This is a genomic window from Nocardioides sp. Soil774 (genome assembly GCF_001428125.1).
GTDB lineage: Bacteria > Actinomycetota > Actinomycetes > Propionibacteriales > Nocardioidaceae > Nocardioides.
This window is the reverse complement of sequence record NZ_LMSM01000008.1, coordinates 273,180-299,233: the sequence shown is the minus strand read 5'-3', so window position 1 is coordinate 299,233 and position 26,054 is coordinate 273,180. Positions and strand designations below refer to the sequence as shown.

The following is a 26,054-nucleotide window of genomic DNA, read 5'->3' as shown; positions in this document are numbered from 1 at the left end:
CGGTCGCGCGGCCGGACCATCCCCGTGCACCCCGCGGGACCGCTTCTCCCGAAAGGACGCCCCCATGCGCAGGAGCCTCATCGTCGTCGGTGTCGGCCTCGTCCTCGCCGTCTCCGGTGGTGTCGGTGTCGCCACCACGTCCGAGCCCGCCGCCGCCCCGCCTACGACGACGGCCCCGCGGGTCGTGCCCGGCTCCGGTCAGGACCTGGCCACGAGCATCGCGGCCCTGCAGGACACGCTGCGGCGGGTGCCGGGCGACTACGCGTCGTGGGCCAACCTCGCCGTCGGCTACGTCGAGCAGGCCCGCCTGACCGGCAATGCGACCTACTACCAGAAGGCCGACGACGCGGTCGCGAAGTCGTTCGACGTCGAGCCCGACGACAACTTCTCCGCGCTCGCGGCCCGCGCCGCCGTGTCCGCCGCGCGCCACGACTTCCACGACGCCCTCACCAGCGCTGACGCCGCCCTGGCGATCAACCCGCGCGACCTCGGTGCGCTCGCGATCCGCGTCGACGCTCTCAACGAGCTCGGCCGCTACGACGAGCAGCTGAAGGCCCTGCGCACCGCCGACCGGCTCCAGCCGAGCACGGCCGTGTCGGCGCGCTACTCCTACGCCTTCGAGCTGCGCGGCGACCTCGACCGCGCCGGTGCGCTGCTGCGGCGCACGGCAGCCGCAGGCTCACGCTCGGACAAGGCGTACGCCCTCACCCTCTACGCCGACATCCTGCGCAAGCAGGACCGCCTCGGCCTCGCGCAGCGTCAGCTCGACGTCGCCCTCGAGGCCTCTCCGGACTACCTGCCGGCCCTGGTGTCCACCGCCCGCCTGCAGACGGCGCGCGGCGACCTGGAGGGTGCGGTCACCACCTGGCGGGACGTCGTGGCCCGCCAGCCGCTGCCGGAGTACCTCACCGAGCTCGGTGAGCTGTTGCTCCACCTGGGTCGGCCCGCCGAGGCCGATGCGCAGTTCGCCGTCGTGCGCACCACCATCCGGCTGCTCGACGCGAGCGGGGTGCGCACCGACCTCGAGACCGCGCTCTTCGAGGCCGACCACGGCTCGCCCGAGAAGGCCCTCGAGCAGGCGCGCGCGGAGTGGCGCCAGCGCACCAGCGTCCACGTCGCCGACGCCCTGGCCTGGGCCCTGCACCGCGTCGGACGCGACCGGGAGGCGCTCGGGGTCACCCGCAAGGCGACCCGGCTCGACTCGCCCGAGGCCAGGTTCTGGATCCACCGCGGCACCATCGAGGCAGCGCTCGGCATGGACGCCGCCGCGCGCACCCACCTGCGCCGCGGCCTCGACCTCGACCCGGGGCTCTCGCCCTGGCAGCGTGCCGAGGCGCGCGAGACGCTGCGCACCGTCGGGACCGGCCGATGATGCGCGTCATCGCACGGCTGGTGCTGGCCCTCGGTGCGATCGCCTCGTGCGTGGTCGTCTCGGCCGCGCCGGCGTCCGCCCACCCCCTCGGCAACTTCACCGTCAACCGCTACACCGGGATCCTGGTGTCCCCCGACGGCTTCGTGGTCGACCACGTGGTCGACCTCGCCGAGATCCCGACCTCGCAGCTGGGCGACGCCATCGACGACCTGCCCACGCTCGCCGCGCGGGAGTGCACCTCGACGGCGCGTGGGCTGGTCCTGCGCTCGGGCGGGAGCGTCGTACGCCTCACCGTGCAGGACTCCTCGGCCTCGCTCGCCGACGGCGAGGGTGGCCTGCCGATCACCCGCATCACCTGTCGCTACTCCGGCGCGGCCGACGTCGGCGCGGGTCAGGTGACCTTCGAGGACGACACCGCCCCCGGTTCGGTGGGGTGGCGCGAGATCACCGCGGTCGGGGACGAGATGACCCTCACCGCCTCCGACGTCCCGTCCGAGAGCACCAGCGACCGGCTGACGTCCTACCCGCAGGACCTCCTGCAGTCACCGTTGGACGTCACCAGCGCCACGCTGACCATCTCCGAGGGCGGTCCCGCGGGAGTCCTCCCGGGTGACGACACCTCCGGTCCCACGTCGACGACCGGCTCGTGGCTCTCCTCGCAGGCGACCAGCCTCCTCGCCGACGGGGGCTGGATCGCCGCAGGACTTGCGATCCTCGTGGCGCTGGCCCTCGGCGCGACCCACGCGCTGTCCCCGGGCCACGGCAAGACGGTGATGGCCTTCTACCTGTCCCAGCGCGGCGAGAGCTCGGTCCGCTCCGCGCTCGCGGTGGGCAGCGCCGTGACCGTCGCGCACACCGGCTCGGTCCTCCTGCTCGGTGCGCTGGTCTCGATCAGCAGCGCGTTCGTGCCCGCGCGGATCTACCCGTGGCTCACGCTCGGCACCGGGCTGCTGATCGTCGGTCTCGGCCTCTACCTGCTCGCCCAGCTGCGCGCCGGTGACGGGCACGGGCATGGTCACGGGCACGGCCACGGTCACGGGCATGGGCACGAGCACGACCACGGGCACGGGCACCACGAGCCTGCGGCCGACCCGGCCTCTGCTGCTCCTGCTGCCACGGCCGTGGCGGTCGCGGAACATGCCCCGCACCACGTCGAGCCCGAGAAGACCCCAGGACGGTGGGGGGTGTGGGTGATGGGCCTCGTCGGCGGCCTGGTGCCGAGCCCCTCGGCGCTGCTGCTGCTCCTGGCCGCCGTGGCCCTGGGGCGGGCATGGTTCGGCTTCGTGCTCGTGCTCGCGTTCGGCATCGGGATGGCTGCCTCCCTCGCGGCCGTCGGCCTGCTGGCGCGCGACCTCGTCCTGCGTCTGGAGACGTTGGCGCTGCGCCGGGGCTTCCTGGCGGGCAACGTCCGCACGATCTTGAAGTATGGCGCCGCCCTCGGCATCTGCGCGGTCGGCACCGGCGTCGTGGTGCGCACGCTCATCGGACTGTGAGGGGAGACCCGCGTCACATCACGTGGTGCGACGACCCCATCCGCCGGGGTCCCGGTGCCGAACCACTGCTGTTGCACATCGTGTGCAACAGGACCGGGAGGTCACCATGCACGTCCCCGACGGATTCCTCGACGCCCCGACGTCGCTCGCCACCGCAGGCGTCGCAGCCGCGGCCGTCGCCCTCGCGCTGCGGGGTGCACGCCGGGAGCTCGACGACCGGGTGGCGCCCCTGGCCGGCATCATCGCGACGTTCGTGTTCGCCGGGCAGATGATCAACTTCCCCGTGGCCGGGGGCACCAGCGGTCACCTGCTGGGCGGTGCGATGACCACCGTGCTGGTCGGCCCCTTCACCGGGCTCCTGTGCATGACGGTGGTCATCGTCGTCCAGTCGTTGCTGTTCGCGGACGGCGGCATCACCGCCCTCGGCACCAACGTGGTGCTGATGGGTGTGGTGGCGGTGGTCACGGCCCACCTGGTCTTCCTGGCCGCCCAGGTGCTCCTGCCGAAGCGGGTCTCGATGGTCGCACCGGCCGCGGCGCTGGCAGCGCTCGCGTCGGTGGCGACGAGTGCCGCGACCTTCGTGCTGCTCTACTCCGTGGGAGGCGTCGTGCCGATCCCGTTCGACACCCTGCTGACGGCGATGCTCGGGGTGCACCTGTTGATCGGCGCCGGCGAGGCCGTCATCACCTTCGTCGTGGTCGCCGGGATCATGGGGGTCCGTCCCGACCTGGTCCGCGGCGCGCGGGGTGTGCTCGTCTCCCGCGAGCTGGAGACCAGGATGGTGGCGGCATGAGGCGCCCGCCGACCCGGGTCGTGCTGGCAGTCGTGCTGGGGATCGCGCTCCTGGTCGCGGGGGTGGTCAGCCACTACGCGTCGAACAGTCCCGACGGCCTCACCAGCGTCGCGGTCGACCTCGGGTTCTCGTCCTCGGAGCAGGCTGCGGCCGGTGGGCCGCTGGCGGGCTACGAGGTGCCCGGCCTGGGGCACCCGCGCTGGTCGGGCGGCCTGGCCGGGGTGCTCGGGTGCCTCGTGGTCCTTGCCGTGTCGACCCTGTTGTTCCGGCTGCGCCGGCCCGTGTCGCGTGCGGGCGCGGAGGACGAGTGATGGGCGCACCGCACGGACACCGCCTGCACTTCCACGGCCACTCCCCGATCCACCGGGCTCCTGCGCACCTCAAGGTCGCCGCGCTGGTCGGCTTCATGCTCGTCGTCGTGGCGACCCCGCTGTCCTGGCTGCCTGCCTTCGCGACGTACGCCGCGGTGCTCGCCGTGCTGGTCGCGCTGTCCGGCGTGCCGGCCTCGTACCTGGCGCGTCGGATGGTCATCGAGACCCCGGTGCTCGTGTTCGCCGTGGTGCTTCCCTGGGTGGCCAGCGGACCGCGGGTCGAGCTCGGGGTCCTCACGGTGAGCGAGCCGGGTCTGGCGGCAGCGGCAGCGCTGGTCGTCAAGGCGACCTTCGGTGTGCTGGCCAGCCTCCTGCTCGCCGCGACGACCGACCCGCGCGAGCTCCTCGCGGGCCTCGAGCGGCTCCGGGTGCCGGCGCAGCTGGTGCAGATCATGGGCTTCATGGTCCGCTACCTCGAGGTGGTCACCGACGAGCTCGGTCGGATGAGGACCGCCCGGGAGTCGCGCGGATTCTCTGCGCGCGACCCGCGCCACTGGCCGGTCCTCGGCCGCTCGGTGGGAGCGTTGTTCATCCGGTCCTTCGAGCGCGGCGAGCGCGTCCACCTCGCCATGGTCTCGCGGGGCTACGACCCCGGTGCGCGCCGATGACCACGCCCGTGCTGGACCTCCAGGGCGTCGCGTTCGCCTACCCCGATGGCCACCAGGCGCTGTTCGGCGTGGACCTGCACGTGCACCGCGGCGAGCGGGTGGCGGTGCTGGGCCCCAACGGTGCCGGCAAGACCACCCTCGTGCTGCACCTCAACGGCATCCTCCTGCCCGGCCGGGGCACGGTCAGCGTGTCAGGCCTGCCCGTGGTGAAGGACAACCTTGCCGAGGTCCGCCGGCGCGTCGGGATCGTCTTCCAGGACCCCGACGACCAGCTCTTCATGGGCAGCGTGCGCGACGACGTGGCCTTCGGGCCACGCAACCTGGGGATCCGCGGCGTCGAGCTCGACCGGCGCGTGATGGCCGCGCTCGACATGGTCGGCATGGCGGACTTCGCCGACCGTCCGCCGCACCACCTCTCCTTCGGTCAGCGGCGCCGGGTCGCGGTCGCCACGGTGCTGGTGATGGAGCCGGAGGTCATCGTCCTCGACGAGCCGAGCTCGAACCTCGACCCGGCGTCGCGGCGCGAGCTCGCCGACATCCTCACTAGCCTGGACGTCACCCTGGTGATGGTCACCCACGACCTGCCCTACGCGCTGCAGCTGTGCCCGCGATCGATCGTGCTCTCGGGCGGAGTGGTCGCCGCGGAGGGACGCACGCTCGACGTCCTCACCGACGACGCGCTGATGAAGGCCCACCGGCTCGAGCTGCCGTTCGGCTTCGACCCGCACGCCTGCTGAGGCGCACCGCGCACGTACTGACAGCCGGCCGCAGCTGTACATAGTCCGTTGGGACTACCTGTGAATGGCGGTGTGGATGATGGGGCCGTGGCAGGCGTCACGAAGCCGTGTCGACAAAGCAACAGGCGACTTCCAGATGGCGGACAGGTGAACGCACAGACCGGCCCACTGATTTTCCTCCACAGCGTGTGAATGACATAGGTGCAGGTCAGAGGACGTTTTGGTGGTCGGTCTCCTGGTTTGTCCACAGGCCCCTCCACGTCGTGTGCACCGGTGCAGGCGTGTCGTCCACCTGAGTGCCCAGGTTGTCCACAGAACCTGTGGACAACTTGGGCTTCCCGACTTCCCCGGGACGGTCCCGACGACGTACGGTCTCGCGCGTCCAGTGATCGCGGAGCTGGGTCGGCGCACGTGTGCCGACGGCGGTGGCCACGGTGCCGGCGATGTCGGTGCCCGGCCCTACCGTCGTGGGCGAGGGCTCGGGGAACGGACAGTGAGGGGACCACGGTGAGCATCACCTTCGAGGGCGACACCGACGAGGCCTGGGGCGACGGACCCGCGGCCTACGAGCCGGGTCACTCGCCGCGCTCGGCCGGTGACCGCACCCCTCCGCAGGACAACGCCGCGGAGCAGAGCGTGCTGGGCTCGATGCTGCTGTCGAAGGACGCGATCGCCGACGTGGTCGACGTCATCAAGGGCGTGGACTACTACCGCCCGGCCCACGAGATCATCCACGACTCGATCATCGACCTCTACGGCCGCGGCGAGCCGGCCGACCCGATCACCGTGGCCGCGGAGCTGCAGAAGCGCGGCGAGCTCCAGCGCATCGGTGGCGCGCCCTACCTGCACACCCTGTCGGCCAACGTGCCCATCGCGGCCAACGCCGGCTACTACGCCGAGATCGTGCGCGACAAGGCGATCCTGCGCCGCCTGGTCGAGGCCGGCACGCGCATCGCGGCCCTCGGCTACGCCGGCGAGGGCCAGATCGACGACGTGGTCGACAGCGCCCAGGCCGAGGTCTACAAGGTCACCGACCGCCGCGCCGCCGTCGACTACGCGCCGCTGAGCGACATCATGAGCGGCGTCCTCGACGAGATCGAGGCCATCGGCAACCGCGAGGCCGGGCTCTACGGCGTGCCGACCGGCTTCGCCGACCTCGACGACCTCACCAACGGTCTGCACTCCGGGCAGATGATCATCGTCGCGGCTCGACCTGCCATGGGGAAGTCGACCCTCGCTCTCGACTTCTGCCGTGCGGCGTCGATCCACAACAACCTCACCAGCGTCTTCTTCAGCCTCGAGATGACGCGCTCGGAGATCATGATGCGCCTGCTCTCCGCGGAGGCGAAGGTGCCGCTCAACCACATCCGCAACGGCACGATGCGCGACGACGACTGGGAGAAGCTCGCCCGCAAGATGGGTCAGGTCTCGGGTGCGCCGATGTTCATCGACGACAGCCCCAACATGACGATGATGGAGATCCGGGCCAAGGCCCGTCGCCTCAAGCAGCGCCACGACCTCAAGCTCATCGTCATCGACTACATGCAGCTGATGAGCTCGGGCAAGAAGGTGGAGTCGCGCCAGCTCGAGGTCTCGGAGTTCTCCCGCAACATCAAGCTCCTCGCCAAGGAGCTCGAGTGCCCGATCATCGCGCTGTCGCAACTCAACCGTGGTCCCGAGCAGCGTGGCGACAAGCGCCCGATGATGAGCGACCTGCGTGAGTCCGGCTCGCTCGAGCAGGACGCCGACATGGTGATCCTGCTGCACCGCGACGACGTCTACGAGAAGGAGTCGACCCGCCCCGGCGAGGCCGACCTCATCGTGGCCAAGCACCGCAACGGCCCCACCCGCGACCTCACGGTCGCCTTCCAGGGGCACTACTCGCGCTTCGTGGACATGGCGCAGGGCTGAGCCCAGGCGTCACAGCTCCAGCACGGTCGTGAGGTTGACCCCGCGCGGGCCAGGTGCAGCGTGCTCGGCCTCGCGGCGCAGCAGCTCCGCGAGGTCGGCGACGCTGGGGGCAGGTCGCTCACGCGGTGAGTGTGTCAGCCGACGGACAGCACGAGGCCCCGCCCACGACTGGATGTCGTCGGCGGGGCCGTGTGGTGCTCAGCGGGTCGGCGGAGCCGGGGGCGGCATGTGCTGCGTGGCGTCCGGGTCGAACCCGGTGCCCGGCTGCGTGTAGCCGGTCTGGGCCGTGGAGCTGGTCCAGTCGCTCGAGCCGGTCGAGCCGGTCGAGCCGGTGTGCTGACCGACCTCCTCGCGAGCCCGGGCAGCGCCGGTCTGGGCGTCCTGCTTGGCCTGACGGGCAGCGTCGGAGCCCTTGTCCTTGGCCTGGCGCAGCATGTCGGCCGCCAGCTCGCGGCCACCGAGGCCGAAGGCCAGCGCGAGGCCGAGCGCGAGGGCGAACATGATCGCGGTGAAGGCGATGCGGACGATCTCGGGGGCGATCTGCAGCTGCTCGAGGATCATGAAGAAGGCGATCGTCATGATCACCGCGGGAGCCACCGTGCCGACGATCTTGCCGGTGGGCGTGTCCCCCATGAACTTCACGACGGCGCCGGCGATGGCGCCGGAGAGCAGCGCCGCGACGATGAAGATCAGGATCGCGACGATCACGTTGGGCAGGTAGGCCATCACCTGGTTCATGAAGCTCGTGGCGGCCGGGATCCCGAGCGCCCCGATGGCGGCGGTGATGAAGAAGATGAAGATCAGCCAGAAGACGACGCGGGCGATGCCCTTCGACGGCGAGGCCCCCGGCAGCACGGCGTCGACGTACCTGCTCGCCGAGCTCTCGTTGAGCCGTTGGTCGATGTGCACCTTGTCGAGGAGCTTGCCCACGATGCCGGAGACGATCTTCGCGATGATGTAGCCGACGAGCAGGATGAGCAGGGCGCCCACCAAGTTGGGCAGGAAGGCGAATATCCCGTCCGTCGTGTTCTGGAAGCTGTCACCGATGTCCATGAGTGATGTCCTTTCGTTCGGTGGCTTCGACCTTGGTAGGGGAAGCACGCCGACAACACCTCCCGAGGGACGACATATTTCGCGTCGTTCGGGGAAGGGTTTGTCCCAGGTGTCAGCCGGGCGCCAGCACGTCGGGCAGGGTGTGGCCGAACCGCTCCTGCTTGGTGCGGAGGTAGACGACGTTGTGCTGGGTGACCCGGGTCAGCAGCGGCACCTGCTCGCGCACGTCGATGCCCGCGTCGGTGAGCGCGCGCACCTTGTCGGGGTTGTTGGTCAGCAGCCGCACCGAGCTCACCTCGAGGTCGGCGAGGATCGCGGCGCCGGCGCCGTAGTCACGGGCGTCGGCGGGCAGGCCGAGACGGAGGTTGGCGTCGACGGTGTCGGCGCCGAGGTCCTGCAGGGCGTAGGCCCGCAGCTTGTCCACCAGCCCGATGCCGCGGCCCTCGTGGCCGCGCAGGTAGACCACCACCCCTGCGCCCTCCTCGGCGATCCGTCCCAACGAGGCGCGCAGCTGCGGTCCGCAGTCGCAGCGTGCCGATGCGAACGCGTCGCCGGTGAGGCACTCCGAGTGCAGCCGCACCAGTACGTCGACTCCGCCGGCGACGTCGCCGCGCACGAGCGTGAGGTGCTCCTGCCCGGTCGCCTCGTCGCGGTGGCCGAGGGCGCGGAACTCGCCGACGTCGGTGGGGAGCACGGTCTCGACGACCCGCCGGACCGGCATCACCCGACCACCGCGGCGGCGACCCGCGCGACCACCTCGCCGTAGAGCGTGCTGCGCTGGCGCAGCGGACGCCCGGCCCGGCGGGCGATCGCGGCCAGGTCGTCGGGGGTGAGGCCCTGGCCGTGGCTGGCGCCGGCGGCGCGGCTGATGTTCTCGTCCATCAGCGTCCCGCCGAGGTCGTCGACGCCCGCGGCCAGCAGCTGCCCGGCGCCCACCGGCCCGAGCTTGACCCACGATGCCTGCACGTGGGCGATGTCGTCGGCGTACGCGATGCGGGCCACCGCGTGCACCAGCACCGTCTCGCGCCACGTCGGTCCGCGCCGCGCGCCGCGCTTGAGGTAGATGGGCGCGGCCATGTGCACGAACGGCAGCCCGACGAACTCGGTGAACCCCCCGGTCTCCCGCTGCAGCGCGCGCGTGCGCAGCAGGTGGCGCACCCAGTGGTGCGGGCGCTCGATCGAGCCGAACATCATCGTCACGTTGCTGCGCAGGCCCACCGAGTGCGCGACGCGGTGCACCTCGAGCCACTCCTCGGTGGTGACCTTGTCCGGGCACAGCACCGCGCGGACCTCGTCGTCGAGGATCTCCGCGGCCGTGCCCGGCAGCGACCGCAACCCGGCGTCCTTGAGCCGGAGCAGGTAGCTCTCGAGCGGCTCGCCGAGGCGCCGTGAGCCCTCGAGCACCTCCAGCGCGGTGAAGCCGTGGATGTGGATGTCCGGCACCCGCTCGTGCACCGCCCGGGTCACGTCGACGTAGAAGTCACCGTCGAAGCTCGGGTGGATGCCTCCCTGCAGGCAGACCTCGGTCGCGCCGAGAGCGGCGGCCTCCTCGCTGCGGTCGGCGACGTCGTCGAGGGTGAGCAGGTAGGGGGCGCCGCGCAGGTTGAGCGACAGCGGGCCCTTGGAGAAGCCGCAGAACGTGCACTTGTAGGTGCAGACGTTGGTGTAGTTGATGTTGCGGTTGACCACGTAGGTCACCTCGTCGCCGACGACCCGTCGTCGCACCTCGTCGGCGGCGGCGGCCACCGCGGCGACCTCGGCCCCGCGCGCGGCGAAGAGGGCCTCGAGCTCCTCGGCGCCCACCTCCTGCCCCAGTCGTACGCCGTCCAGCACCTCGCGCACCCGCCCGGTCACCGCGAGCGCGGCCTCGGAGTGGGCACCCACCACGTCGACCGGGTCGACCCCGGCGCCGGAGAACCACGCCGTGGAGCGCCGGCCGATCTGCACGACCTCGGCCCCGGTGCCGACGTTGGCGGCGTCGCGGTGCCGCTCGGGCCACAGCGCCCCCGGGTCGTCGCGGCCGAGCAGGTCGGCGTCGGCGCGGTCGAGCACCGGGAAGCGCACCGCTGGATCGAGCCACCGCTCGGGGGCGGCGGCGTGCGACGGGTAGGTCGTCAGCCGCGGTGCCAGCTGGTGCCCGCCCGCCTCGGTGGCCGCGCGCAGCACGTCGAGCGAGGGCCACGGCCGCTCGGGGTTGACGTGGTCGGCGGTCACCGGCGAGACGCCGCCCCAGTCGTCGATGCCCGCCGCCAGCAGGCCGGCGAGGTCCTCGGGGGCCGACAGGTTGGGCGGGGCCTGCACGTGCACGTCGTCGGGCAGCACCAGCCGCGCCAGTGCGATCGCGCGGACGTGGTCCTCGTGGGAGCACGGGGCGGCGTCGCGCATCGCAGTCCCCGGCTTGGGCAGGAAGTTCTGCACGATCACCTCCTGCACGTGGCCGTGCAGCAGGTGGGAGGCGGCGATCGCCTCCAGCGCCTCGAGGCGGTCGGTCTCGCTCTCGCCGATCCCGACGAGGATGCCGGTGGTGAACGGGATGGCGAGCCGCCCGGCGAGGTCGAGCGTGGCGAGCCTGCGGGCCGGCTCCTTGTCGGGGGCGCCGCGGTGGGCGGCCAGGTCGGGGCGCAGGCTCTCGACCATCATCCCCTGCGAGGCGCACGTCGTACGGAGCAGCGCGAGGTCGTCGCGACCGAGCGCACCGGCGTTGGCGTGGGGCAGCAGCCCGGTCTCGCCGAGCACCAGCGCCGCGACCTCGGTGAGGTAGGACACGGTCGAGGCGTGGCCGCGCGCGGCGAGCCACTCGGCGGCTGCCGGGTAGCGCAGCTCCGGGGCCTCGCCCAGGGTGAAGAGGGCCTCGTGGCAGCCCGCGGCCGCGCCCTGGGAGGCGATGGCGAGGACCTCGGCGGGCTCGAGGTACGGCGCCGCGGCCGTGCGCGGGGACTCCGCGAAGGTGCAGTAGCCGCAGCGGTCGCGGCACAGCTTGGTCAGCGGGATGAAGACCTTGGGGGAGTAGGTGACCCGCGTCCCGAAGAGCTCGTCGCGCCGTCGCGAGGCGCGGTCGAGGAGCTCGGGGGTCGAGAGGTCGACCAGTGCCGTCATGCGGGGTCACCGGGGTGCATGACACCAGTGTGTGGCCTGCGCCTCACTGACGGACCAACGGATTCTCAACGCCGCCACAACGAGTCGGGCCGAGGCAGTGATTTGCGCGGCGCGCTGTGGTGTCCTTCACACATGAGCCAGCCCGGTTCCGACCGCGTCGCCGACGCCAAGGCCCCGGTCGTGCTCGTCGTCGACGACGACGCCGCCATCCGCACGGTCGTGCGGTGGCAGCTCGACGACGCCGGCTACCGGGTGGTCGAGGCCGACGACGGTCCGACCGCCCTGCGCCGCATCCGCGACGACCACCCGACGCTGGTCGTGCTGGACCTGTCGCTGCCCGGGCTGGGCGGGCTCGACGTGCTGCGCTCGGTGCGTGGCGGCAGGTCGGGGCGCTCCGACACGCCGATCATCGTGCTCTCGGGTCGCAACGGCGAGACCGACCGCATCGTCGGCCTGGACCTCGGTGCCGACGACTACCTGGTCAAGCCGTTCTCGCCCGGCGAGCTCGCCGCGCGGGTGCGCTCGGTGCTGCGCCGGACGACCCCGGAGACTGCCGACGAGGCCGTCGTGGTGGGGCTGTTGCGCATCGAGCCGGCCTGCCGCCGGGTGGTGCTGGACGGGCTCGAGGTGGAGCTCACCCCCAAGGAGTTCGACCTCCTGGCGTTCCTGGCCACGCACCCGCGTCACGTCTTCACCCGCAGCCAGCTCCTCGACCGCGTCTGGAACTCCTCCTCGGAGTGGCTGGGCGAGGCGACCGTCACCGAGCACGTGCACCGGCTGCGCCTCAAGCTCGAGGCCGACCCCTCGAGCCCGCGGTTGCTGCGCACGGTGCGCGGGGTCGGCTACCAGCTGGTGGACGACGAATGACCGCGCTCGAGCCGAGGCGCCCGCACGCCGAGCTGAGGCCCGAGGACGTGCGCGAGCTGATGGGCCGCCAGACCGAGGTGCTCGAGCTCATCGCCCGCGCCGCCCCGCTCCGGGAGGTGCTCACCGGGATCCTCACCTCGCTCGAGGACCTGATGCCCGGTGCCCGCTGCTCGGTGCTGCTGCTCGACCGTGCGCACGGCACCCTGCACCACGGTGCCGCCCCCAGCCTGCCCCCGGCCTACGTCGCCGCGATCGACGGGATGGCGATCGGCGAGGGTGCCGGGTCCTGCGGGACGGCCGCTGCCACCAACGCCCCGGTCGTGGCCGCCGACGTGCTCACCGACGTGCGGTGGACCGGCTACCGCGACGCCGCCACCGGCGCGGGGCTGCGCAGCTGCTGGTCCACGCCGATCGACGGCGACGACGGGCGACCCGTCGGCACGTTCGCGGTCTACCACCGCCGTCCCCACGCGCCGTCCAGTCGCGAGCAGCTGCTCGTGGACCGCTTCACCCACCTCGCCTCGATCGCGATCGGCCACGCCCGCCTGCTCGAGGACGGTCGGGCGCGCCTGGAGGCGGAGACCGCGCGCCGCACGGCCGAGGAGCTCTCGCACGCCAAGTCCGAGCTGCTGGCGGCGGTCGGCCACGAGGCACGTACGCCGATCCAGGCGATCGTCGGCTTCGCCGAGCTGCTCGGCACGATGGACCTCGACGACGCCCGCCGGCGCGAGGCGCTGGGCCACATCGCCGCCGCGGCCGGGCACGTGATGGACCTGCTCTCCGACGTCCTCGACATGAGCCGGCTGGAGGCCAACGCGCTCCCGCTGGCGCTCGAGCCGGTGCACGTGGGTGACGCGGTGGCCGAGGTGTTCGGCCTGCTGTCGGCGCGCGCCGAGGGGCGCCAGGTCACGCTGGTGCTCGAGCGGGGCAGCGCCGACCGCGCCGGGGACGACGCCGTGCTCGCTGACCGTCGACGGCTGCGCCAGGTGCTGCTCAACCTCGTCACCAACGCCATCCGGCACGGCCACGTCGGTGGCCGGGTCGAGGTGCGGGTGTGCGCGGACGCCGACGACGAGCGCCTGCCGGTGCTCGTGGAGGACGACGGACCGGGCATCCCGCCCGACCTCCTCGACCGTGTCTTCACCCCGTTCGCGCGCCGCGCCGACGACCCCGCGCGGACGCCGACCGTCGCGGCGGACGAGGGAGCGCAGGAGGAGAGCATCGGCCTCGGGCTCGGCCTGGCGCACGGTCTGGTGGGGGCGATGGGCGGCGAGCTCGAGGTGGCGCGCTCGGGCCCGACCGGCACGACGATGAGGCTGCGCCTCCCGCGGGCCGACCGGTGACCCCGTGAGCGCGACCCGCACGGAGAGCCCCGGCGTGACCGCTGTGGTGCCGGTGAAGCCGCTCGCCCTGGCGAAGTCGCGCCTCGCGCTGCCGGCAGCGCACCGTCGCGCGCTGGCCCTCACCTTCGCGCTCGACACGGTCGCGGCGCTCGCAGGCTGCCCCGAGGTGGGCGGCGTGCTGGTGGTGACGTGCGACGCCGAGGTCGCGCGACGCGTACGTCGACTCGGTGCCCAGGTCGCGCCGGACCGGGGCGCCGGCATGCGGCCCGCCGTGCGCGACGGCGCGCGCGCGGCCTCCACCTGGCGTCCCGGCTCGGGCATCGCCGTGGTGCCCGCGGACCTGCCCTGCCTCACTCCCGCTGACGTCTCCGGGGTCCTGCGGGAGGCGGCCGCCGATCCCGGGCGGGGGGTGTTCGTGCCGGACCGGGCCGGCACCGGCACCACCTTCGTCGTGCACGCACCGGGGCTCGCGGTGCGCACGCGCTACGGGCCCGCCTCGGCGGCGCGGCACCGGGTCCTCGGGCTGCGCGCGATCGACGGCGCGCCGCGGGGCGCGCGCCACGACATCGACACCGTCGACGACCTGCGCGCCGCCTGCGCGCTCGGCGTCGGGCCGCACACCCGCGCCGCGGCCCGCGGCGTCCTCGAGATCCGCACGGTCGTCGGGGCTCGTTGAGCCTCAGTCCTCGCTGGCCGACCAGCCCGTCACCTTGACGATGCGGCAGACCAGCACCCGGTGGAACGGCTTGTCGGCGTACTGCGGCACGGTGGTGGCCAGCCGGTCCGCCAGGGCGTCCACCAGCGACCGGTCCGGATCGGGCACGTGCTCGGTGTCGGCGCGCACCCACCACAACCGCGACCAGTCCTCGGCGTCCCAGTGCTCGACCAGCAGCGACCCGCGCGGGTCGGCGGCCAGGTTGTCCTCGCGCTGGAGGCGGGAGGACGCCTTCGGCTTCACCGAGTCGATCGGCACGCCGACGTGGCCGTCGTGGATCGCGTAGACGACCGGTTGCGGGTCGGGTCCACGCTCGGGGTGCAGGGTGGCGAACACGCCGTGCACGTGCTCCTCGAGCCGGGATCGGGCGGTTTCCTCGGACAACCTCATCGCGGCTCCAGCCTGTCGGGTGCGACATGTGCGCCCAGCCTCGCCGATGCGGGCTCGGCGAACAATCACGCCTTTCTCAACGCTGCAGCGCGAGCCTTGACCCGCGGCGCTCCCGCGGCGAGGTTGTCGACATGAACCTGGCCTCCTGGGTGGAGCGCAACGGGCGCCGGCTGCGCGAGCGCCCGGCCCTCGCCGCGGGCGAGGACGTGCACGCGACGTGGGCCGAGCTGGCGGCGCGCGTCGCGGGCGGTGCCGCCGGGCTGCGGGGGCTCGGCCTCGACCCCGGCGACCGCGTGGCGATCGTGATGGCCAACGCACCGGACTACCTCGTGGCGCAGTTCGCGGCCTGGCACGCGGGGCTGGTCGCGGTGCCGGTCAACGCCCGCCTGCACCGCGACGAGATCGCCTTCATCCTCGACGACAGCGGGACCCGGGTGGCGCTCACCGACGATGCCCACACGGCCGACGTGGAGGCGCTGCTCGACTCCGTGGCCTGCCTCGAGCGCGTCGTGCGGGTGCCCGGAGCCGCGTGGGGCGAGCTCACCTCGAGCGCCCCGCTGCCGCTGGTGGACCGGCACCGCGACGACCCGGCCTGGCTCTTCTACACCAGCGGCACCACCGGCCGGCCGAAGGGCGCGACCCTCACGCACGGCAACCTGCTGATGGCGTCGCTGAGCTACTTCGCCGACATCGACCCCGTCAGCTCGAGCGACAGCGTCCTGCACGCGGCCCCCCTCTCCCACGGCTCGGGCCTCTACGGCCTGCCGCACGTCGCCCGGGGCGCGGTGAGCGTCTTCCCCAGCGGCCCGGGCCTCGGGGGCGAGGAGCTGCTGGCCCTGCTCGCCCGCTGGCGCGGGATGTCCTTCTTCGCGGCGCCGATCATGGTCAAGCGGCTGGCCTCCGAGCCGGCGCTGGTCGCGGCGGGCCCCGACGGGCTGGGGGGCCTGAAGACGATCATCTACGGCGGCGCCCCGATGTACCTCACCGACCTCGAGGCTGCCCTGACGACCTTCGGTCCGCGACTGGCGCAGATCTACGGCCAGGGGGAGACGCCGATGACGATCACCGGCCTCTCGAGGGCCGACCACGCCGACCGCGACCACCCGCGGTGGCGCGAGCGGATCCAGGGCGTGGGCTTCCCCCGCACCGACGTGGAGGTGCGTGTCGTCGACGACGACGACCGCCCGCTCCCGGCCGGCGAGGTCGGCGAGGTCGTCGTACGCGGCGGTGTGGTGATGGCCGGCTACTGGCGACAGCCCGACGCCACGGCGGAGGCGCTGCGCGGCGGCTGGCTGCACACCGGCGACGTGGGGAGCTTCGACGACGACGGCTTCCTCACGCTGCGCGACCGCTCCAAGGACCTGATCATCAGCGGGGGGATGAACATCTATCCCCGCGAGGTCGAGGAGGCCCTGCTGTGCCACCCGCACGTCGCGGCAGTCGCGGTGGTCGGCCGACCCGACCCCGAGTGGGGGGAGTCGGTGGTCGCGTTCGTGGTGACCGACGGCACCGAGCCGCCCACCGAGGAGCTCGACCGCACGTGCCTGGACCGGATCGCGCGGTTCAAGCGGCCCAAGGAGTACCGCTTCGTCGAGGCGCTGCCGACGAACAACTACGGCAAGGTGCTCAAGCGCGAGCTGCGCGAGCGCCTCTGACGTACGCCTCCGGCGGGGCCGGCGAGCGTTGAGCAAACCATGAGCACGCGCTCCCTTGCGGCGGATCCGGGACAGATTGTGAGATACGACACAAGGGCCCGACCGCGGCGTGAGGACGCCTCCGGGTCGGCCGAGACCGCTCCCGAGGAGACCGTTGACATGAAGCTCGCCCTCTACCTGCCCACGTTCCGTGACCACGTCACGGTGCAGGAGCTCGCCGACCTCACCGACCTGGCGGAGGAGCTCGACTTCGACTCCGTCTGGACCCTGGACCGCATCATCGTGCCGGAGGCCTCCGACCGCGGGGAGCTCCAGTACCCCTTCGGGATGATGGACCAGTTCCCCCTCCAGATGCCCGTCGGCTCCAAGGGCAAGTGGTTCCAGGGCTGGCCGATCCTGCCCTGGCTCGCCGCCCGCACCGAGAAGGTGCGCATCGGCATGAGCATCACCGACACCCCCTACCGCGCACCCGCCGTGTTCGCCGCGGAGTGCGCCACCATCGACCACCTCTCCCACGGCCGGCTCAACGTCGGCGTCGGCGCCGGCTGGATGCCGGAGGAGTTCGATGCCGCGAGCGCGACCCACCTCTTCCCGCGGCGCCACGCCCACGTGCGCGAGACCATCGAGATCTGCCTGGGCATCTGGCAGAACGAGATCTTCGAGTACCACGGCGAGTTCGCCGACTTCGGCCCCTCGGGCTTCGGCCACCAGCCGGTGCAGAAGCCGCACCCGCCGATCTACTTCAGCGGCCTCAAGGACCCCAAGCGCTCGGCCAACCGGGTCGCGAAGTACGGCCTGTCGGGCTGGATCGGCATCCAGGACTCCCCGGCCGAGCTCACCGAGTGGCGCACGGCCATCGCTCGCGAGCTCGAGGAGAAGGGCAAGTCGATCGACGACCTCGACATGTGCTCGATGATCTGGTTCACGATCACCGACACCGAGACCGACCAGACCGACAACCGCAAGGTGTCGAACCTGCTCATCGGGACCGAGCAGCAGATCGTCGACCGGCTCAAGGCCTACCAGGAGGCCGGCCTGACGATGCCGCTGCTGTGGCCGCCCTTCGCCGACGTGCCCGTCTCCAAGACGCTCGACGACCTCAAGCGCCTGAAGTACGACATCATGCCGAAGGTGGAGGCCTCCTGAGGTGGGGCGCGAGCGGGGCGAGCGCGTCCAGCACGCGCTCGGCCTCCTCGGTCGCCGCATCGGCGTCCGCGTCCGGCGAGCCCACGCGCGGGGAGAAGTTGAGGTCCACCAGGACCTCGGTGGCCCCGTGGCTCGCCAGGACGGCCAGGTCGTCGAGGACCTGCTGCCGCGTGCCGTACCCCCGACGGCGACCGCGGCCGGGATCCTCGGCGACCAGGTCGACCACCATCCGCACCAGGATGCGTACGGCGTCCGGGTCGCGCCCGGCCTCCTCCGCCCCGGCGCGCACCAGGGCGACCGATCGGGCGAGCGACTCCTCGTCGGTGCGGGTGCTGCCGATCCAGCCCTCGGCCAACCGGCCGGCCCGGCGCAGCGCCGCCTCGGCCGCGCCGCCGATGAGCACGGGCGGGTGGGGCCGCTGGACCGGCGGCGGCCCGACGTGGGAGCGGGGCACGGTGTAGAACTCGCCGTCGAACTCGACCGGGTCCTGCGTCCACACCGCCTTGAGGCAGCGGACGTACTCCTCCATCCGGGCGCCGCGCTGCTCGAACGGCACCCCCGCGGCGACGTACTCCTGCGGCAGCCAGCCGATCCCGATCCCGGCCGTCACCCGACCGCCGCTGAGGTGGTCGAGCGTGGACATCGCCTTGCCCAGCGCGACGGGAGGGGTGAACGGCGCACACAGCGTCGCGGTGCCCAGGCCGATCGTCGTGGTGTGGCCGGCCACGAAGGCCAGCGGCAGCACGGCGTCGTGCACCGAGGCGTACGCCGGGTCGGAGACCGGCCTGGCTCCCGGGTTGTGCGCGGCGTCGTAGGCCGCGTCGAGCTTCTCGGCCACCGGCTGCAGCAGGCGCTGGAAGGTCCACAGCGAGGCCCAGCCGAGGTCCTCCGCCCGCCGGGCGAGGTGGATCATCCTCGCGGGGGTGGCCCAGCTGCCCGACACGGGAAGCCCGAACCCCAGCAGCGGCAGCTCATCGCTCACACCCCGCACGATGCCACCTCGCACCCCCTCCGCACCCCCGCTGACGCCCACCGTTAGGACACCATCTCCTCATGACCGCGTCCACGCCCCTCACCATCGGCTACAAGGCCTCGGCCGAGCAGTTCGGTCCCCGCGAGCTCGTCGAGCTCGGTGTCCGCGCGGAGGAGGTCGGTCTCGACAGCGTGATGGTCAGCGACCACCTCCAGCCCTGGCGCCACGAGGGCGGGCACGCGCCCCACGCGCTGACCTGCCTGGCCGCCATCGGCGAGCGCACCGAGCGGGTCGTGCTGGGCACCAGCGTGCTGACCCCGACGTTCCGCTACAACCCGGCGGTGCTCGCCCAGGAGCTCGCGACGCTCACGCTGCTCCACCCGGGGCGCGTGCTGCTGGGCGTGGGCACCGGGGAGGCGCTCAACGAGATCTCGGTCGGCCTCGGCGAGTGGCCCGACTTCAAGGAGCGCTGGGCGCGGCTGCGCGAGGCCGTGCGGCTGATGCGCGAGCTGTGGGCGGGCGAGCGGGTCACCTTCGAGGGCGACTACTACCGCACCGTCGACGCGACGATCTACGACCGTCCCGACGGCGGCGTGCCCATCTACGTCGCCGCAGGCGGCCCCCAGATGGCGAAGTACGCCGGACGCGTCGGCGACGGCTTCATCTGCACCAGCGGCAAGGGCATGGATCTCTACACCGACCAGCTCCTGCCCGCCGTGGCCGACGGCCTCGAGGCGGCAGGCCGCGCGCCCGGCGACATCGTGCGGATGATCGAGATCAAGCTGTCCTACGCCCCGACGCGCGAGGAGGCGCTCGACAACACGCGCTTCTGGGCGCCGCTGTCGCTGAGTGCGGAGGAGAAGCACCGTCTCGACGACCCGATGGAGATGGCGGCCGCCGCCGACCGGTTGCCCATCGAGCAGGTCGCCTCGCGCTGGATCGTGGAGACCACGCCGGAGGCAGTCGTCGACGCCGTACGCCCCTATGTCGAGGCGGGATTCGACCACCTCGTCTTTCACGCGCCCGGCCACGACCAGGAGGCGTTCCTCCGCTCCTTCGGCGCCGAGGTGCTTCCCTGTCTGCGTGAGCTCGGCGGCTGATCCGACCCCGCCCGGCCGCGATCCCGCGGTGAGGGATGCGCCACGACGACGTCACGCCTTCGGGTGTGGTCGCCGTCGTGCACGCGTGCCTAGCGTGCGAGGCGATGAGCGCGTTGACACTCGAGGCCGAGCCCCACCACGAGGGTGCGGTGCTCACCCTGACCTACACCAGCACCGCGACCGACCTCTTCAGCGTCGAGGAGCTGGTCGAGCTGATCGAGGAGATCCGGCCGAAGAACGAGCAGCTCGGCGTCACCGGCCTCCTCCTCTACAGCGGCGGCAACGTCATCCAGACTCTGGAGGGCGCCGAGGCCGACGTGATGACGATCTTCGACGCCATCTGCGCCGACGACCGCCACGACCGCATCGAGGTGCTCGACCGCCGCACCGTGGTCGCCCGGGCCTTCCCGACGTGGTCGATGGGCTTCCGCAACGTCACGGCCCGCGAGGCCATCGACACCCTGGGCTACGCCGCCTTCGTCAAGCACTCGCTGGGCCGCGACCTCGATGCCCACCCCGAGCCGGCGTTCGAGCTGCTCGAGCGCTTCCGCCGCACCGCGGTCTGACGCCCCGGCACCAGCGGGCGGCCCCGGCTGGGACGCCGGTCGTAGGGTCGAACGCATGCAGACTCGCACCCTCGGAAACCAGCAGGTCGGCGCCATCGGCCTGGGCCTGATGACCTTCGACCAGACCGGCACGCAGCCGCGGCAGCAGCTCCTCGACACCGTCACCGCCGCCCTCGATGCAGGCGTGACCCTCTTCGACTCCGCCGATGCCTACGGCCCCGGCGACGAGAAGGGCGCGGGCGCGCAGGGCGAGAACGAGCGCCTCATCGCCTCGATCCTCGACGAGCTCGGCGTGCGCGACCAGGTGCTCCTCGCCACCAAGGGCGGCCACGTCCGCACCGAGGGCGGCGGATGGGACACCGACAGCTCCGCGGCGCATCTCCATGAGGCGGTCGACGCCAGCCTGCACCGCCTCGGCGTCGAGCAGCTCGCCCTGTGGCAGCACCACCGGCCCGACCCGAAGGTCCCCTACGACGACGTGATCGGCACGCTGAAGGAGATCGCCGACAGCGGCAAGGTCGCGCGCGTCGGGCTGTCCAACGCGAACCCTGACCAGATCCGGGCCGCCCACGCGGTGCTCGGCGACGCCCTGGTGAGCGTGCAGAACCAGTTCAGCCCGAAGTTCCGATCGAGCAAGCCCGAGATCGAGGTGTGCGAGGAGCTCGGCCTGGCCTTCCTGCCGTGGAGCCCCCTCGGCGGCCTCTCCGACGCCAAGGAGCTGGCCGACAAGCACCCCGCCTTCGCCGAGATCGCGGCCGCCCGCGGCGTCAGCGCCCAGCAGGTCGCGCTGGCGTGGGAGCTCGCGCAGTCCCCGGTGGTCATCCCGATCCCCGGCGCCAAGCGTCCCTCCTCCATCACCGACTCCGCGGCGGCGTCCGACATCGAGCTCACCGCCGACGAGCTGGCTCGTCTCGACGCGAGCTGAGCCGTGTCCCGTCCGCTCCTGACCCGCGCGGTCGACGCCGCGATGGACCGCTCCCTCGTGCTCGGCTACACCACGATCGGCCTGGCGGTGCGCCGCGCGCTGCCCGGCTGGCCCGCGGATCCGCCGGCCGGCGCGCTGGCGGGCCGGTACGTGCTGGTCACCGGCGCCAGCTCGGGGCTGGGCATCGCGACCGTGGGGGGCCTCGCCGACCTCGGCGCGGTCGTGCACATGCTCGTGCGCGACGAGGCCAAGGGCGCCGGGGTGCTCGACCGGATCCGCGGCGAGCGGCCTGGATCCGAGCTGCGGCTGTGGCGCTGCGACGTCGGCGACCTCGACGACGTACGCCGCTTCGCCGTCGACTTCGCCGCCGAGGTCCCGCAGCTGCACGCGATCGTGCACAACGCCGGCGTCATGCCGCCCGAGCGCACCGAGTCCGCGCAGGGCCACGAGCTCAGCATGGCCGTGCACGTCGTCGGTCCCGTGGTGATGACCGAGGCGCTGCGCGGACCGCTGGCGGGCGGTCGCGTCGTGCTGGTCAGCAGCGGTGGGATGTACGGCCAGGCGCTGCGCGCCGACGACCCCGCCTACCTCGCCGGCGACTACTCGCCCACGACGGCCTACGCGCGCTCGAAGCGGATGCAGGTCGAGATGGGTCCGCTGCTCGGGGAGCGCTGGTCCGGGGACGGCATCACGGTCGCGACGATGCACCCCGGCTGGGCCGACACCCCTGGTGTGCAGGAGTCGCTGCCCCGGTTCCGCTCGATCACGCGTCCGGTGCTGCGCGACGACGCCCAGGGTGCCGACACCAGCGTGTGGCTGGCCGCGGTCGAGCCGGCCCCGCCGACGGGCAGGTTCTGGCACGACCGGGTCGAGCGACCCACGAGCCTGCTGCCGAGCACGCGGCCGAGCCCGGACGCCCGGGCGCGGGCGTGGGCCTGGCTCGGCGAGGCCGCCGGACTGACCTGACGCCGGCGTGGTTCGGGACGTTCCGGTAGGCCATCGGGCGGTTCTCCACCCATGACGTCCTGAACTACCCCGGACGTCCTAGGGTCGCCCTCGTGCTGAGCCTCCAGATCGACCACGCCCGCATCGCCGACCTCGAGCCCTGGCACGCCGACCAGCTCGCCGCGCTGTTCGAGCACCACGGCCCCGACTTCTACGAGTGGCTCCCGTGGGAGCACTTCGAGCAGGTCGACGCCGCCCGCGGGTTCATCGAGGGGTTCACCAGGGGCCGCGCCGACGACACCCGGCGGCTCTTCGGCATCTGGGTCGACGACGAGCTGGTCGGCGGCACCCTCTTCCCCAGCATCAACCCGCGCGCGGGCTCCGCCGAGGTCGGCGTCTTCATCGCCGAGTCCGCCCGGGGCCGCGGGATCGTCACCCGCACGGTCGCGGCGATGCTCGACTGGGCCTTCGTCGAGCGCGGCCTGCACCGCGTCGAGTGGAAGTGCGCCCCGGGCAACGCGGCCAGCCGCCGGATCCCCGAGCGCCTCGGCTTCACCCACGAGGGCACCCTGCGCGAGACCTTCCGGGTGCGGGAGGTGCGCCACGACCTCGAGGTCTGGGCGATCCTGCGCGACGAGTGGGCGGGGCTGCCGGCGCGCTCGTAGAAGACTTGACCCGTTCAAGAAAAGGGGGCAGGGTGACGAGTGATGGACGACACCGACTTCGAGCACCTGCTGCGCCGCGCTGACCTGCGCGTCACACGCCCGCGCCTCGCCGTCCTGCGCGCCGTACGCCGTCACCCGCACGCCGACACCGGCAGCGTCCTCGCCGCGGTCCGGGTCGAGGAGCCGGCCGTGTCGCACCAGGCCGTCTACGACGTGCTCGGGGCGCTGAGCGAGTCCGGGCTGGTCCGCCGGATCCAGCCCGCCGGGTCGGTCGCGCGCTACGAGCTGCGCGTCGGTGACAACCACCACCACGTCGTGTGCCGCTCGTGCGGCACGGTCGCCGACGTCGACTGCGCCATCGGCGCCCGACCGTGCCTCGACGCCTCCGACACCCGCGGCTTCGTCATCGACGAGGCCGAAGTGACCTACTGGGGCACCTGCCCCGACTGCACCGCCGGCTCGACCCCGAGCCCCGCCACCAGCAGCACCAGCAGCAGCAACTGAAAGGGATCCTCATGCCTGACGACCTGCCCAACGACTCGGCCGCCGCAGTCGACACCTCCGACAGCAACCAGGCCAACGCCGAGGTCGGCGAGATGAACCAGGACGCCCCGGCCGGCCAGTGCCCGGTGCTGCACGACGGCCTGGCCCACCCGACCCAGGGTGACGCCAACAGCGAGTGGTGGCCCGAGCGGCTCAACCTCAAGATCCTCGCCAAGAACCAGCCGGTGACCAACCCCCTCGGCGCGGACTTCGACTACGCCGAGGCGTTCTCGTCGCTCGACCTCGGGGCCGTCAAGGCCGACATCACCGCCCTGCTCACCGACAGCCAGGAGTGGTGGCCCGCTGACTTCGGCCACTACGGGCCGTTCATGATCCGCATGGCGTGGCACAGCGCCGGCACCTACCGCGTGCAGGACGGTCGCGGCGGCGGCGGCACCGGCCAGCAGCGCTTCGCCCCGCTCAACTCGTGGCCCGACAACGGCAACCTCGACAAGGCCCGCCGCCTGCTGTGGCCGATCAAGAAGAAGTACGGCAACGCGCTGTCGTGGGCCGACCTGATGATCCTCACCGGCAACGTCGCGCTGGAGTCCATGGGCTTCGAGACCTTCGGCTTCGCCGGCGGTCGCGTCGACGCCTGGGAGCCCGACGCCGACGTCTACTGGGGCCCGGAGACCGAGTGGCTGGGCGGCGACCAGGGTGGCGCGCAGCGCTACAAGGGCGACCGCGAGCTCGACAACCCGCTCGCCGCGGTCCAGATGGGCCTGATCTACGTCAACCCCGAGGGCCCGGAGGGCAACCCCGACCCCCTCGCCGCCGCCCACGACATCCGCGACACCTTCGGGCGGATGGCGATGAACGACGAGGAGACCGTCGCGCTCATCGCCGGCGGCCACACCTTCGGCAAGACGCACGGCGCGGCCGACCCCGAGGCGTACGTCGGCCCGGAGCCCGAGGCGGCCCCGATCGAGACCGGCGGCATGGGCTGGCTGTCGAAGTACGGCACCGGCAAGGGCAAGGACGCCATCACCTCGGGCCTCGAGGTCACCTGGACCGACCGACCCACCGAGTGGAGCAACCGCTTCTTCGAGATCCTCTTCGGACACGAGTGGGAGCTCTCGAAGTCGCCGGCCGGTGCGGCGCAGTGGGTCGCCAAGGACGCCGAGGCGATCATCCCGGCGCCTGACGAGGGCGGCGCCAAGCGCCTCCCGACGATGCTGACGACCGACCTCGCGCTGCGGATGGACCCGGCGTACGAGCAGGTCTCGCGCCGCTTCCTCGAGCACCCCGAGGAGTTCGCCGACGCCTTCGCCCGCGCGTGGTTCAAGCTGACCCACCGCGACATGGGGCCGGTCTCGCGCTACCTCGGTCCCGAGGTGCCCTCGGAGGAGCTGCTCTGGCAGGACCCCGTCCCGGCTCCCGCGCACACCCCGTCGGCCGAGACGATCGCGACGGTCAAGCAGCAGATCGCCGACGCCGGCCTCACCGTGAGCCAGCTCGTCTCCACCGCGTGGGCGGCCGCGTCGTCGTTCCGTGGCTCCGACAAGCGCGGCGGCGCCAACGGTGGTCGCATCCGCCTCGAGCCGCAGCGCAGCTGGGAGGTCAACGACCCGCAGCAGCTCGCGGGCGTGATCACGGTGCTCGAGGGCATCGCGGACGCCCACGACATCACCTTCGCCGACACCGTCGTGCTGGCCGGCAACGTCGGCGTCGAGCAGGCCGCGGCCGCGGCGGGAGTCACCGTGGAGGTGCCGTTCACCCCGGGTCGCGGCGACGCCACCCAGGAGCAGACCGACGTCGAGTCGTTCGCCTGGCTCGAGCCGAAGGCCGACGGGTTCCGCAACTTCGAGCGGTCCGACTCCAAGCTCCCCGCGGAGTACCTCCTGGTCGACAAGGCCAACCTGCTCAACCTGAGCGCCCCGGAGATGACCGTCCTCGTCGGCGGCCTGCGGGTGCTGGGCGCCAACACGGCGGCCTCCACCGACGGCGTGCTCACCGGGCGTCCCGGCCAGCTGACCAACGACTTCTTCGTCAACCTGCTCGACCTCGGCACGGTGTGGAGCCCCGCGGGCTCCAACGACCGCTTCGAGGCCAGCGTCGGCGGCAACGCCTGGACCGGCTCGCGCGCCGACCTGGTGTTCGCCTCCAACTCCGAGCTGCGCGCGATCGCCGAGGTCTACGCCCAGGACGGCGCGGAGGAGAAGTTCGTCCACGACTTCGTCGCGGCGTGGGTCAAGGTCATGGACAACGACCGGTTCGACGTGCGCTGAGCGCTGGTCGCTCTCGTCGCGATCCCCGGATATCCGGGGATCGCGACGACAGTGCGGTGATCCTGGTGCGCGAGCCGCGTCAGGATCACCGCACAGTGCTGTCCGGGTGCTCCGGGACCGGGTGGGGCTCGGCCTCGTCGCCGACCGAGATCGTCCCCGACGACAGCAGCCGGAAGACGGTGCCGCCGCGGGGCGAGCGCAGCGCCTGCATCGCACCGGGGCCCAGCCAGTCGTCGAGCAGCCGGCAGGGCGCGGCGATGCGCACCACCTCGAGCTCGACCTCGCCGATCCGCAGCCGCTCACCCGGCCGGGTCGGGAGCGGTCCGTGGTCCAAGGTGACGTTGCGCCGCGTCAGCCCCGGCTCGACCGGGCGCCCCAGCACCTCGGCGGCCGCGGCGAGGTCGTCGAGCGCCTGCACGGTCACGTGGCGGTGCCTGCTGCCGTGGTAGCGGTCGCCGACCAGGCCGGCGCCGGCCTCCGCCTCGACCGACGCGACCGACTTCGTGGGCAGGCGGCGGCCCGGGGCGAGGTGGATCGAGTGGACGCGCGCATTCACTCG

The 26,054-nt window shown here is 72.6% G+C and carries 25 protein-coding genes; 19 read left to right on the top strand and 6 right to left on the bottom strand.

What is annotated here, in order from left to right; translation table 11 throughout:
- Positions 1-64 precede the first annotated feature (64 nt).
- The 7 genes from ASG76_RS12710 (at position 65) to dnaB (ending at position 7,285) form a co-directional block, all read left to right on the top strand.
- Positions 65-1,372, top strand: a complete 1,308-nt coding sequence (locus ASG76_RS12710; RefSeq protein ID WP_056603672.1) for a tetratricopeptide repeat protein — start codon at positions 65-67, stop codon at positions 1,370-1,372.
- Positions 1,372-2,865: a sulfite exporter TauE/SafE family protein gene (locus tag ASG76_RS12705; RefSeq protein ID WP_162254110.1), complete on the top strand. Its 1,494-nt coding sequence runs from the start codon at positions 1,372-1,374 to the stop codon at positions 2,863-2,865. Before ASG76_RS12710 ends, ASG76_RS12705 begins: the two co-directional genes overlap by 1 nt.
- Positions 2,866-2,971: 106 nt before the next feature.
- On the top strand, positions 2,972-3,658 hold the full coding sequence (locus tag ASG76_RS12700; protein ID WP_056603666.1) for an energy-coupling factor ABC transporter permease: 687 nt from the start codon (positions 2,972-2,974) through the stop codon (positions 3,656-3,658).
- A complete protein-coding gene (locus ASG76_RS19425) occupies positions 3,655-3,969 on the top strand; it encodes a PDGLE domain-containing protein (RefSeq protein WP_056603663.1) in 315 nt (104 codons plus the stop codon). Before ASG76_RS12700 ends, ASG76_RS19425 begins: the two co-directional genes overlap by 4 nt.
- Positions 3,969-4,637, top strand: a complete 669-nt coding sequence (cbiQ, locus tag ASG76_RS12690) for a cobalt ECF transporter T component CbiQ (protein ID WP_056603660.1) — start codon at positions 3,969-3,971, stop codon at positions 4,635-4,637. Before ASG76_RS19425 ends, cbiQ begins: the two co-directional genes overlap by 1 nt.
- Positions 4,634-5,374 carry an energy-coupling factor ABC transporter ATP-binding protein gene (locus tag ASG76_RS12685; protein WP_056603657.1) on the top strand — a complete coding sequence of 247 codons (741 nt, stop codon included), beginning with the start codon at positions 4,634-4,636 and terminating at the stop codon, positions 5,372-5,374. Before cbiQ ends, ASG76_RS12685 begins: the two co-directional genes overlap by 4 nt.
- A gap of 513 nt (positions 5,375-5,887) precedes the next feature.
- Positions 5,888-7,285, top strand: coding sequence for a replicative DNA helicase (gene dnaB, locus ASG76_RS12680; protein ID WP_200948182.1), 1,398 nt, complete (start codon positions 5,888-5,890; stop codon positions 7,283-7,285).
- Between the two features lie 198 nt (positions 7,286-7,483).
- Here the strand turns inward: dnaB and ASG76_RS12675 are convergent, their stop codons facing one another.
- The 3 genes from ASG76_RS12675 to cofH form a co-directional block, all read right to left on the bottom strand.
- The gene (locus tag ASG76_RS12675; RefSeq protein WP_056603651.1) at positions 7,484-8,338 is read right to left on the bottom strand and encodes a mechanosensitive ion channel family protein; all 855 of its coding nucleotides are present in this window, start codon (positions 8,336-8,338) and stop codon (positions 7,484-7,486) included.
- 112 nt (positions 8,339-8,450) lie between these two features.
- On the bottom strand, positions 8,451-9,059 hold the full coding sequence (ribA, locus tag ASG76_RS12670; protein WP_056603648.1) for a GTP cyclohydrolase II: 609 nt from the start codon (positions 9,057-9,059) through the stop codon (positions 8,451-8,453).
- The gene (gene cofH, locus ASG76_RS12665) at positions 9,059-11,434 is read right to left on the bottom strand and encodes a 5-amino-6-(D-ribitylamino)uracil--L-tyrosine 4-hydroxyphenyl transferase CofH (RefSeq protein WP_056603645.1); all 2,376 of its coding nucleotides are present in this window, start codon (positions 11,432-11,434) and stop codon (positions 9,059-9,061) included. Before cofH ends, ribA begins: the two co-directional genes overlap by 1 nt.
- Before the next feature lie 132 nt (positions 11,435-11,566).
- Between cofH and ASG76_RS12660 the strand changes: the two genes are divergently transcribed.
- The 3 genes from ASG76_RS12660 to cofC are packed head-to-tail and all read left to right on the top strand — an operon-like array spanning position 11,567 to position 14,320.
- A complete protein-coding gene (locus ASG76_RS12660; protein WP_056603642.1) occupies positions 11,567-12,301 on the top strand; it encodes a response regulator in 735 nt (244 codons plus the stop codon).
- A complete protein-coding gene (locus tag ASG76_RS12655) occupies positions 12,298-13,644 on the top strand; it encodes a GAF domain-containing sensor histidine kinase (protein ID WP_056603640.1) in 1,347 nt (448 codons plus the stop codon). The genes ASG76_RS12660 and ASG76_RS12655 overlap by 4 nt, the downstream gene beginning before the upstream one ends.
- 4 nt (positions 13,645-13,648) lie before the next feature.
- Positions 13,649-14,320: a 2-phospho-L-lactate guanylyltransferase gene (gene cofC / locus ASG76_RS12650; protein ID WP_200948167.1), complete on the top strand. Its 672-nt coding sequence runs from the start codon at positions 13,649-13,651 to the stop codon at positions 14,318-14,320.
- A 3-nt stretch (positions 14,321-14,323) separates the two neighbouring features.
- Here the strand turns inward: cofC and ASG76_RS12645 are convergent, their stop codons facing one another.
- Positions 14,324-14,749, bottom strand: coding sequence for a pyridoxamine 5'-phosphate oxidase family protein (locus ASG76_RS12645; protein WP_056603637.1), 426 nt, complete (start codon positions 14,747-14,749; stop codon positions 14,324-14,326).
- Between the two features lie 131 nt (positions 14,750-14,880).
- Between ASG76_RS12645 and ASG76_RS12640 the strand changes: the two genes are divergently transcribed.
- Both ASG76_RS12640 and ASG76_RS12635 read left to right on the top strand, forming a co-directional pair.
- Complete coding sequence (locus ASG76_RS12640; protein WP_056603632.1) at positions 14,881-16,404, top strand: AMP-binding protein; 1,524 nt, start codon at positions 14,881-14,883, stop codon at positions 16,402-16,404.
- Between the two features lie 159 nt (positions 16,405-16,563).
- Positions 16,564-17,550: an LLM class flavin-dependent oxidoreductase gene (locus tag ASG76_RS12635; protein ID WP_056603629.1), complete on the top strand. Its 987-nt coding sequence runs from the start codon at positions 16,564-16,566 to the stop codon at positions 17,548-17,550.
- Here ASG76_RS12635 and ASG76_RS12630 read toward each other — a convergent pair.
- Positions 17,525-18,532, bottom strand: coding sequence for a TIGR03619 family F420-dependent LLM class oxidoreductase (locus ASG76_RS12630; protein ID WP_056603626.1), 1,008 nt, complete (start codon positions 18,530-18,532; stop codon positions 17,525-17,527). The two genes, ASG76_RS12635 and ASG76_RS12630, sit on opposite strands and share 26 nt — an antisense overlap.
- Positions 18,533-18,603: 71 nt before the next feature.
- On the opposite strand from ASG76_RS12630, the gene fgd reads away from it, so the two are divergent.
- From fgd to katG, 7 genes are all read left to right on the top strand, one after another.
- On the top strand, positions 18,604-19,623 hold the full coding sequence (fgd, locus tag ASG76_RS12625; protein ID WP_056603623.1) for a glucose-6-phosphate dehydrogenase (coenzyme-F420): 1,020 nt from the start codon (positions 18,604-18,606) through the stop codon (positions 19,621-19,623).
- Positions 19,624-19,727: 104 nt separating this feature from the next.
- On the top strand, positions 19,728-20,189 hold the full coding sequence (locus tag ASG76_RS12620; protein WP_162254109.1) for a BLUF domain-containing protein: 462 nt from the start codon (positions 19,728-19,730) through the stop codon (positions 20,187-20,189).
- 55 nt (positions 20,190-20,244) lie between these two features.
- A complete protein-coding gene (locus ASG76_RS12615; RefSeq protein ID WP_056603617.1) occupies positions 20,245-21,114 on the top strand; it encodes an aldo/keto reductase in 870 nt (289 codons plus the stop codon).
- A 3-nt stretch (positions 21,115-21,117) separates the two neighbouring features.
- Positions 21,118-22,080 carry an SDR family NAD(P)-dependent oxidoreductase gene (locus ASG76_RS12610; protein ID WP_200948166.1) on the top strand — a complete coding sequence of 321 codons (963 nt, stop codon included), beginning with the start codon at positions 21,118-21,120 and terminating at the stop codon, positions 22,078-22,080.
- A 92-nt stretch (positions 22,081-22,172) separates the two neighbouring features.
- Positions 22,173-22,724 carry a GNAT family N-acetyltransferase gene (locus tag ASG76_RS12605; protein ID WP_056603613.1) on the top strand — a complete coding sequence of 184 codons (552 nt, stop codon included), beginning with the start codon at positions 22,173-22,175 and terminating at the stop codon, positions 22,722-22,724.
- Between the two features lie 42 nt (positions 22,725-22,766).
- Positions 22,767-23,228: a Fur family transcriptional regulator gene (locus ASG76_RS12600; RefSeq protein WP_056603610.1), complete on the top strand. Its 462-nt coding sequence runs from the start codon at positions 22,767-22,769 to the stop codon at positions 23,226-23,228.
- A gap of 92 nt (positions 23,229-23,320) precedes the next feature.
- Positions 23,321-25,495 carry a catalase/peroxidase HPI gene (katG, locus tag ASG76_RS12595; protein WP_056604442.1) on the top strand — a complete coding sequence of 725 codons (2,175 nt, stop codon included), beginning with the start codon at positions 23,321-23,323 and terminating at the stop codon, positions 25,493-25,495.
- An 85-nt stretch (positions 25,496-25,580) separates the two neighbouring features.
- On the opposite strand, the gene ASG76_RS12590 is transcribed toward katG, so the two are convergent.
- A complete protein-coding gene (locus ASG76_RS12590; RefSeq protein ID WP_056603607.1) occupies positions 25,581-26,051 on the bottom strand; it encodes an MOSC domain-containing protein in 471 nt (156 codons plus the stop codon).
- Between the last annotated feature and the right edge of the window lie 3 nt (positions 26,052-26,054).

Excerpts from the sequence above, each read along its gene's own strand:
- ASG76_RS12710 (WP_056603672.1), top strand. The coding sequence starts at position 65 with ATGCGCAGGAGCCTCATCGTCGTCGGTGTCGGCCTCGTCCTCGCCGTC.
- ASG76_RS12705 (WP_162254110.1), top strand. The coding sequence starts at position 1,372 with ATGCGCGTCATCGCACGGCTGGTGCTGGCCCTCGGTGCGATCGCCTCG.
- ASG76_RS12700 (WP_056603666.1), top strand. The coding sequence starts at position 2,972 with ATGCACGTCCCCGACGGATTCCTCGACGCCCCGACGTCGCTCGCCACC.
- ASG76_RS19425 (WP_056603663.1), top strand. The coding sequence starts at position 3,655 with ATGAGGCGCCCGCCGACCCGGGTCGTGCTGGCAGTCGTGCTGGGGATC.
- cbiQ (WP_056603660.1), top strand. The coding sequence starts at position 3,969 with ATGGGCGCACCGCACGGACACCGCCTGCACTTCCACGGCCACTCCCCG.
- ASG76_RS12685 (WP_056603657.1), top strand. The coding sequence starts at position 4,634 with ATGACCACGCCCGTGCTGGACCTCCAGGGCGTCGCGTTCGCCTACCCC.
- ASG76_RS12675 (WP_056603651.1), bottom strand. The coding sequence starts at position 8,338 with ATGGACATCGGTGACAGCTTCCAGAACACGACGGACGGGATATTCGCC.
- ribA (WP_056603648.1), bottom strand. The coding sequence starts at position 9,059 with ATGCCGGTCCGGCGGGTCGTCGAGACCGTGCTCCCCACCGACGTCGGC.
- cofH (WP_056603645.1), bottom strand. The coding sequence starts at position 11,434 with ATGACGGCACTGGTCGACCTCTCGACCCCCGAGCTCCTCGACCGCGCC.
- ASG76_RS12660 (WP_056603642.1), top strand. The coding sequence starts at position 11,567 with ATGAGCCAGCCCGGTTCCGACCGCGTCGCCGACGCCAAGGCCCCGGTC.
- ASG76_RS12655 (WP_056603640.1), top strand. The coding sequence starts at position 12,298 with ATGACCGCGCTCGAGCCGAGGCGCCCGCACGCCGAGCTGAGGCCCGAG.
- ASG76_RS12645 (WP_056603637.1), bottom strand. The coding sequence starts at position 14,749 with ATGAGGTTGTCCGAGGAAACCGCCCGATCCCGGCTCGAGGAGCACGTG.
- ASG76_RS12640 (WP_056603632.1), top strand. The coding sequence starts at position 14,881 with ATGAACCTGGCCTCCTGGGTGGAGCGCAACGGGCGCCGGCTGCGCGAG.
- ASG76_RS12635 (WP_056603629.1), top strand. The coding sequence starts at position 16,564 with ATGAAGCTCGCCCTCTACCTGCCCACGTTCCGTGACCACGTCACGGTG.
- fgd (WP_056603623.1), top strand. The coding sequence starts at position 18,604 with ATGACCGCGTCCACGCCCCTCACCATCGGCTACAAGGCCTCGGCCGAG.
- ASG76_RS12620 (WP_162254109.1), top strand. The coding sequence starts at position 19,728 with ATGAGCGCGTTGACACTCGAGGCCGAGCCCCACCACGAGGGTGCGGTG.
- ASG76_RS12615 (WP_056603617.1), top strand. The coding sequence starts at position 20,245 with ATGCAGACTCGCACCCTCGGAAACCAGCAGGTCGGCGCCATCGGCCTG.
- ASG76_RS12600 (WP_056603610.1), top strand. The coding sequence starts at position 22,767 with ATGGACGACACCGACTTCGAGCACCTGCTGCGCCGCGCTGACCTGCGC.
- katG (WP_056604442.1), top strand. The coding sequence starts at position 23,321 with ATGAACCAGGACGCCCCGGCCGGCCAGTGCCCGGTGCTGCACGACGGC.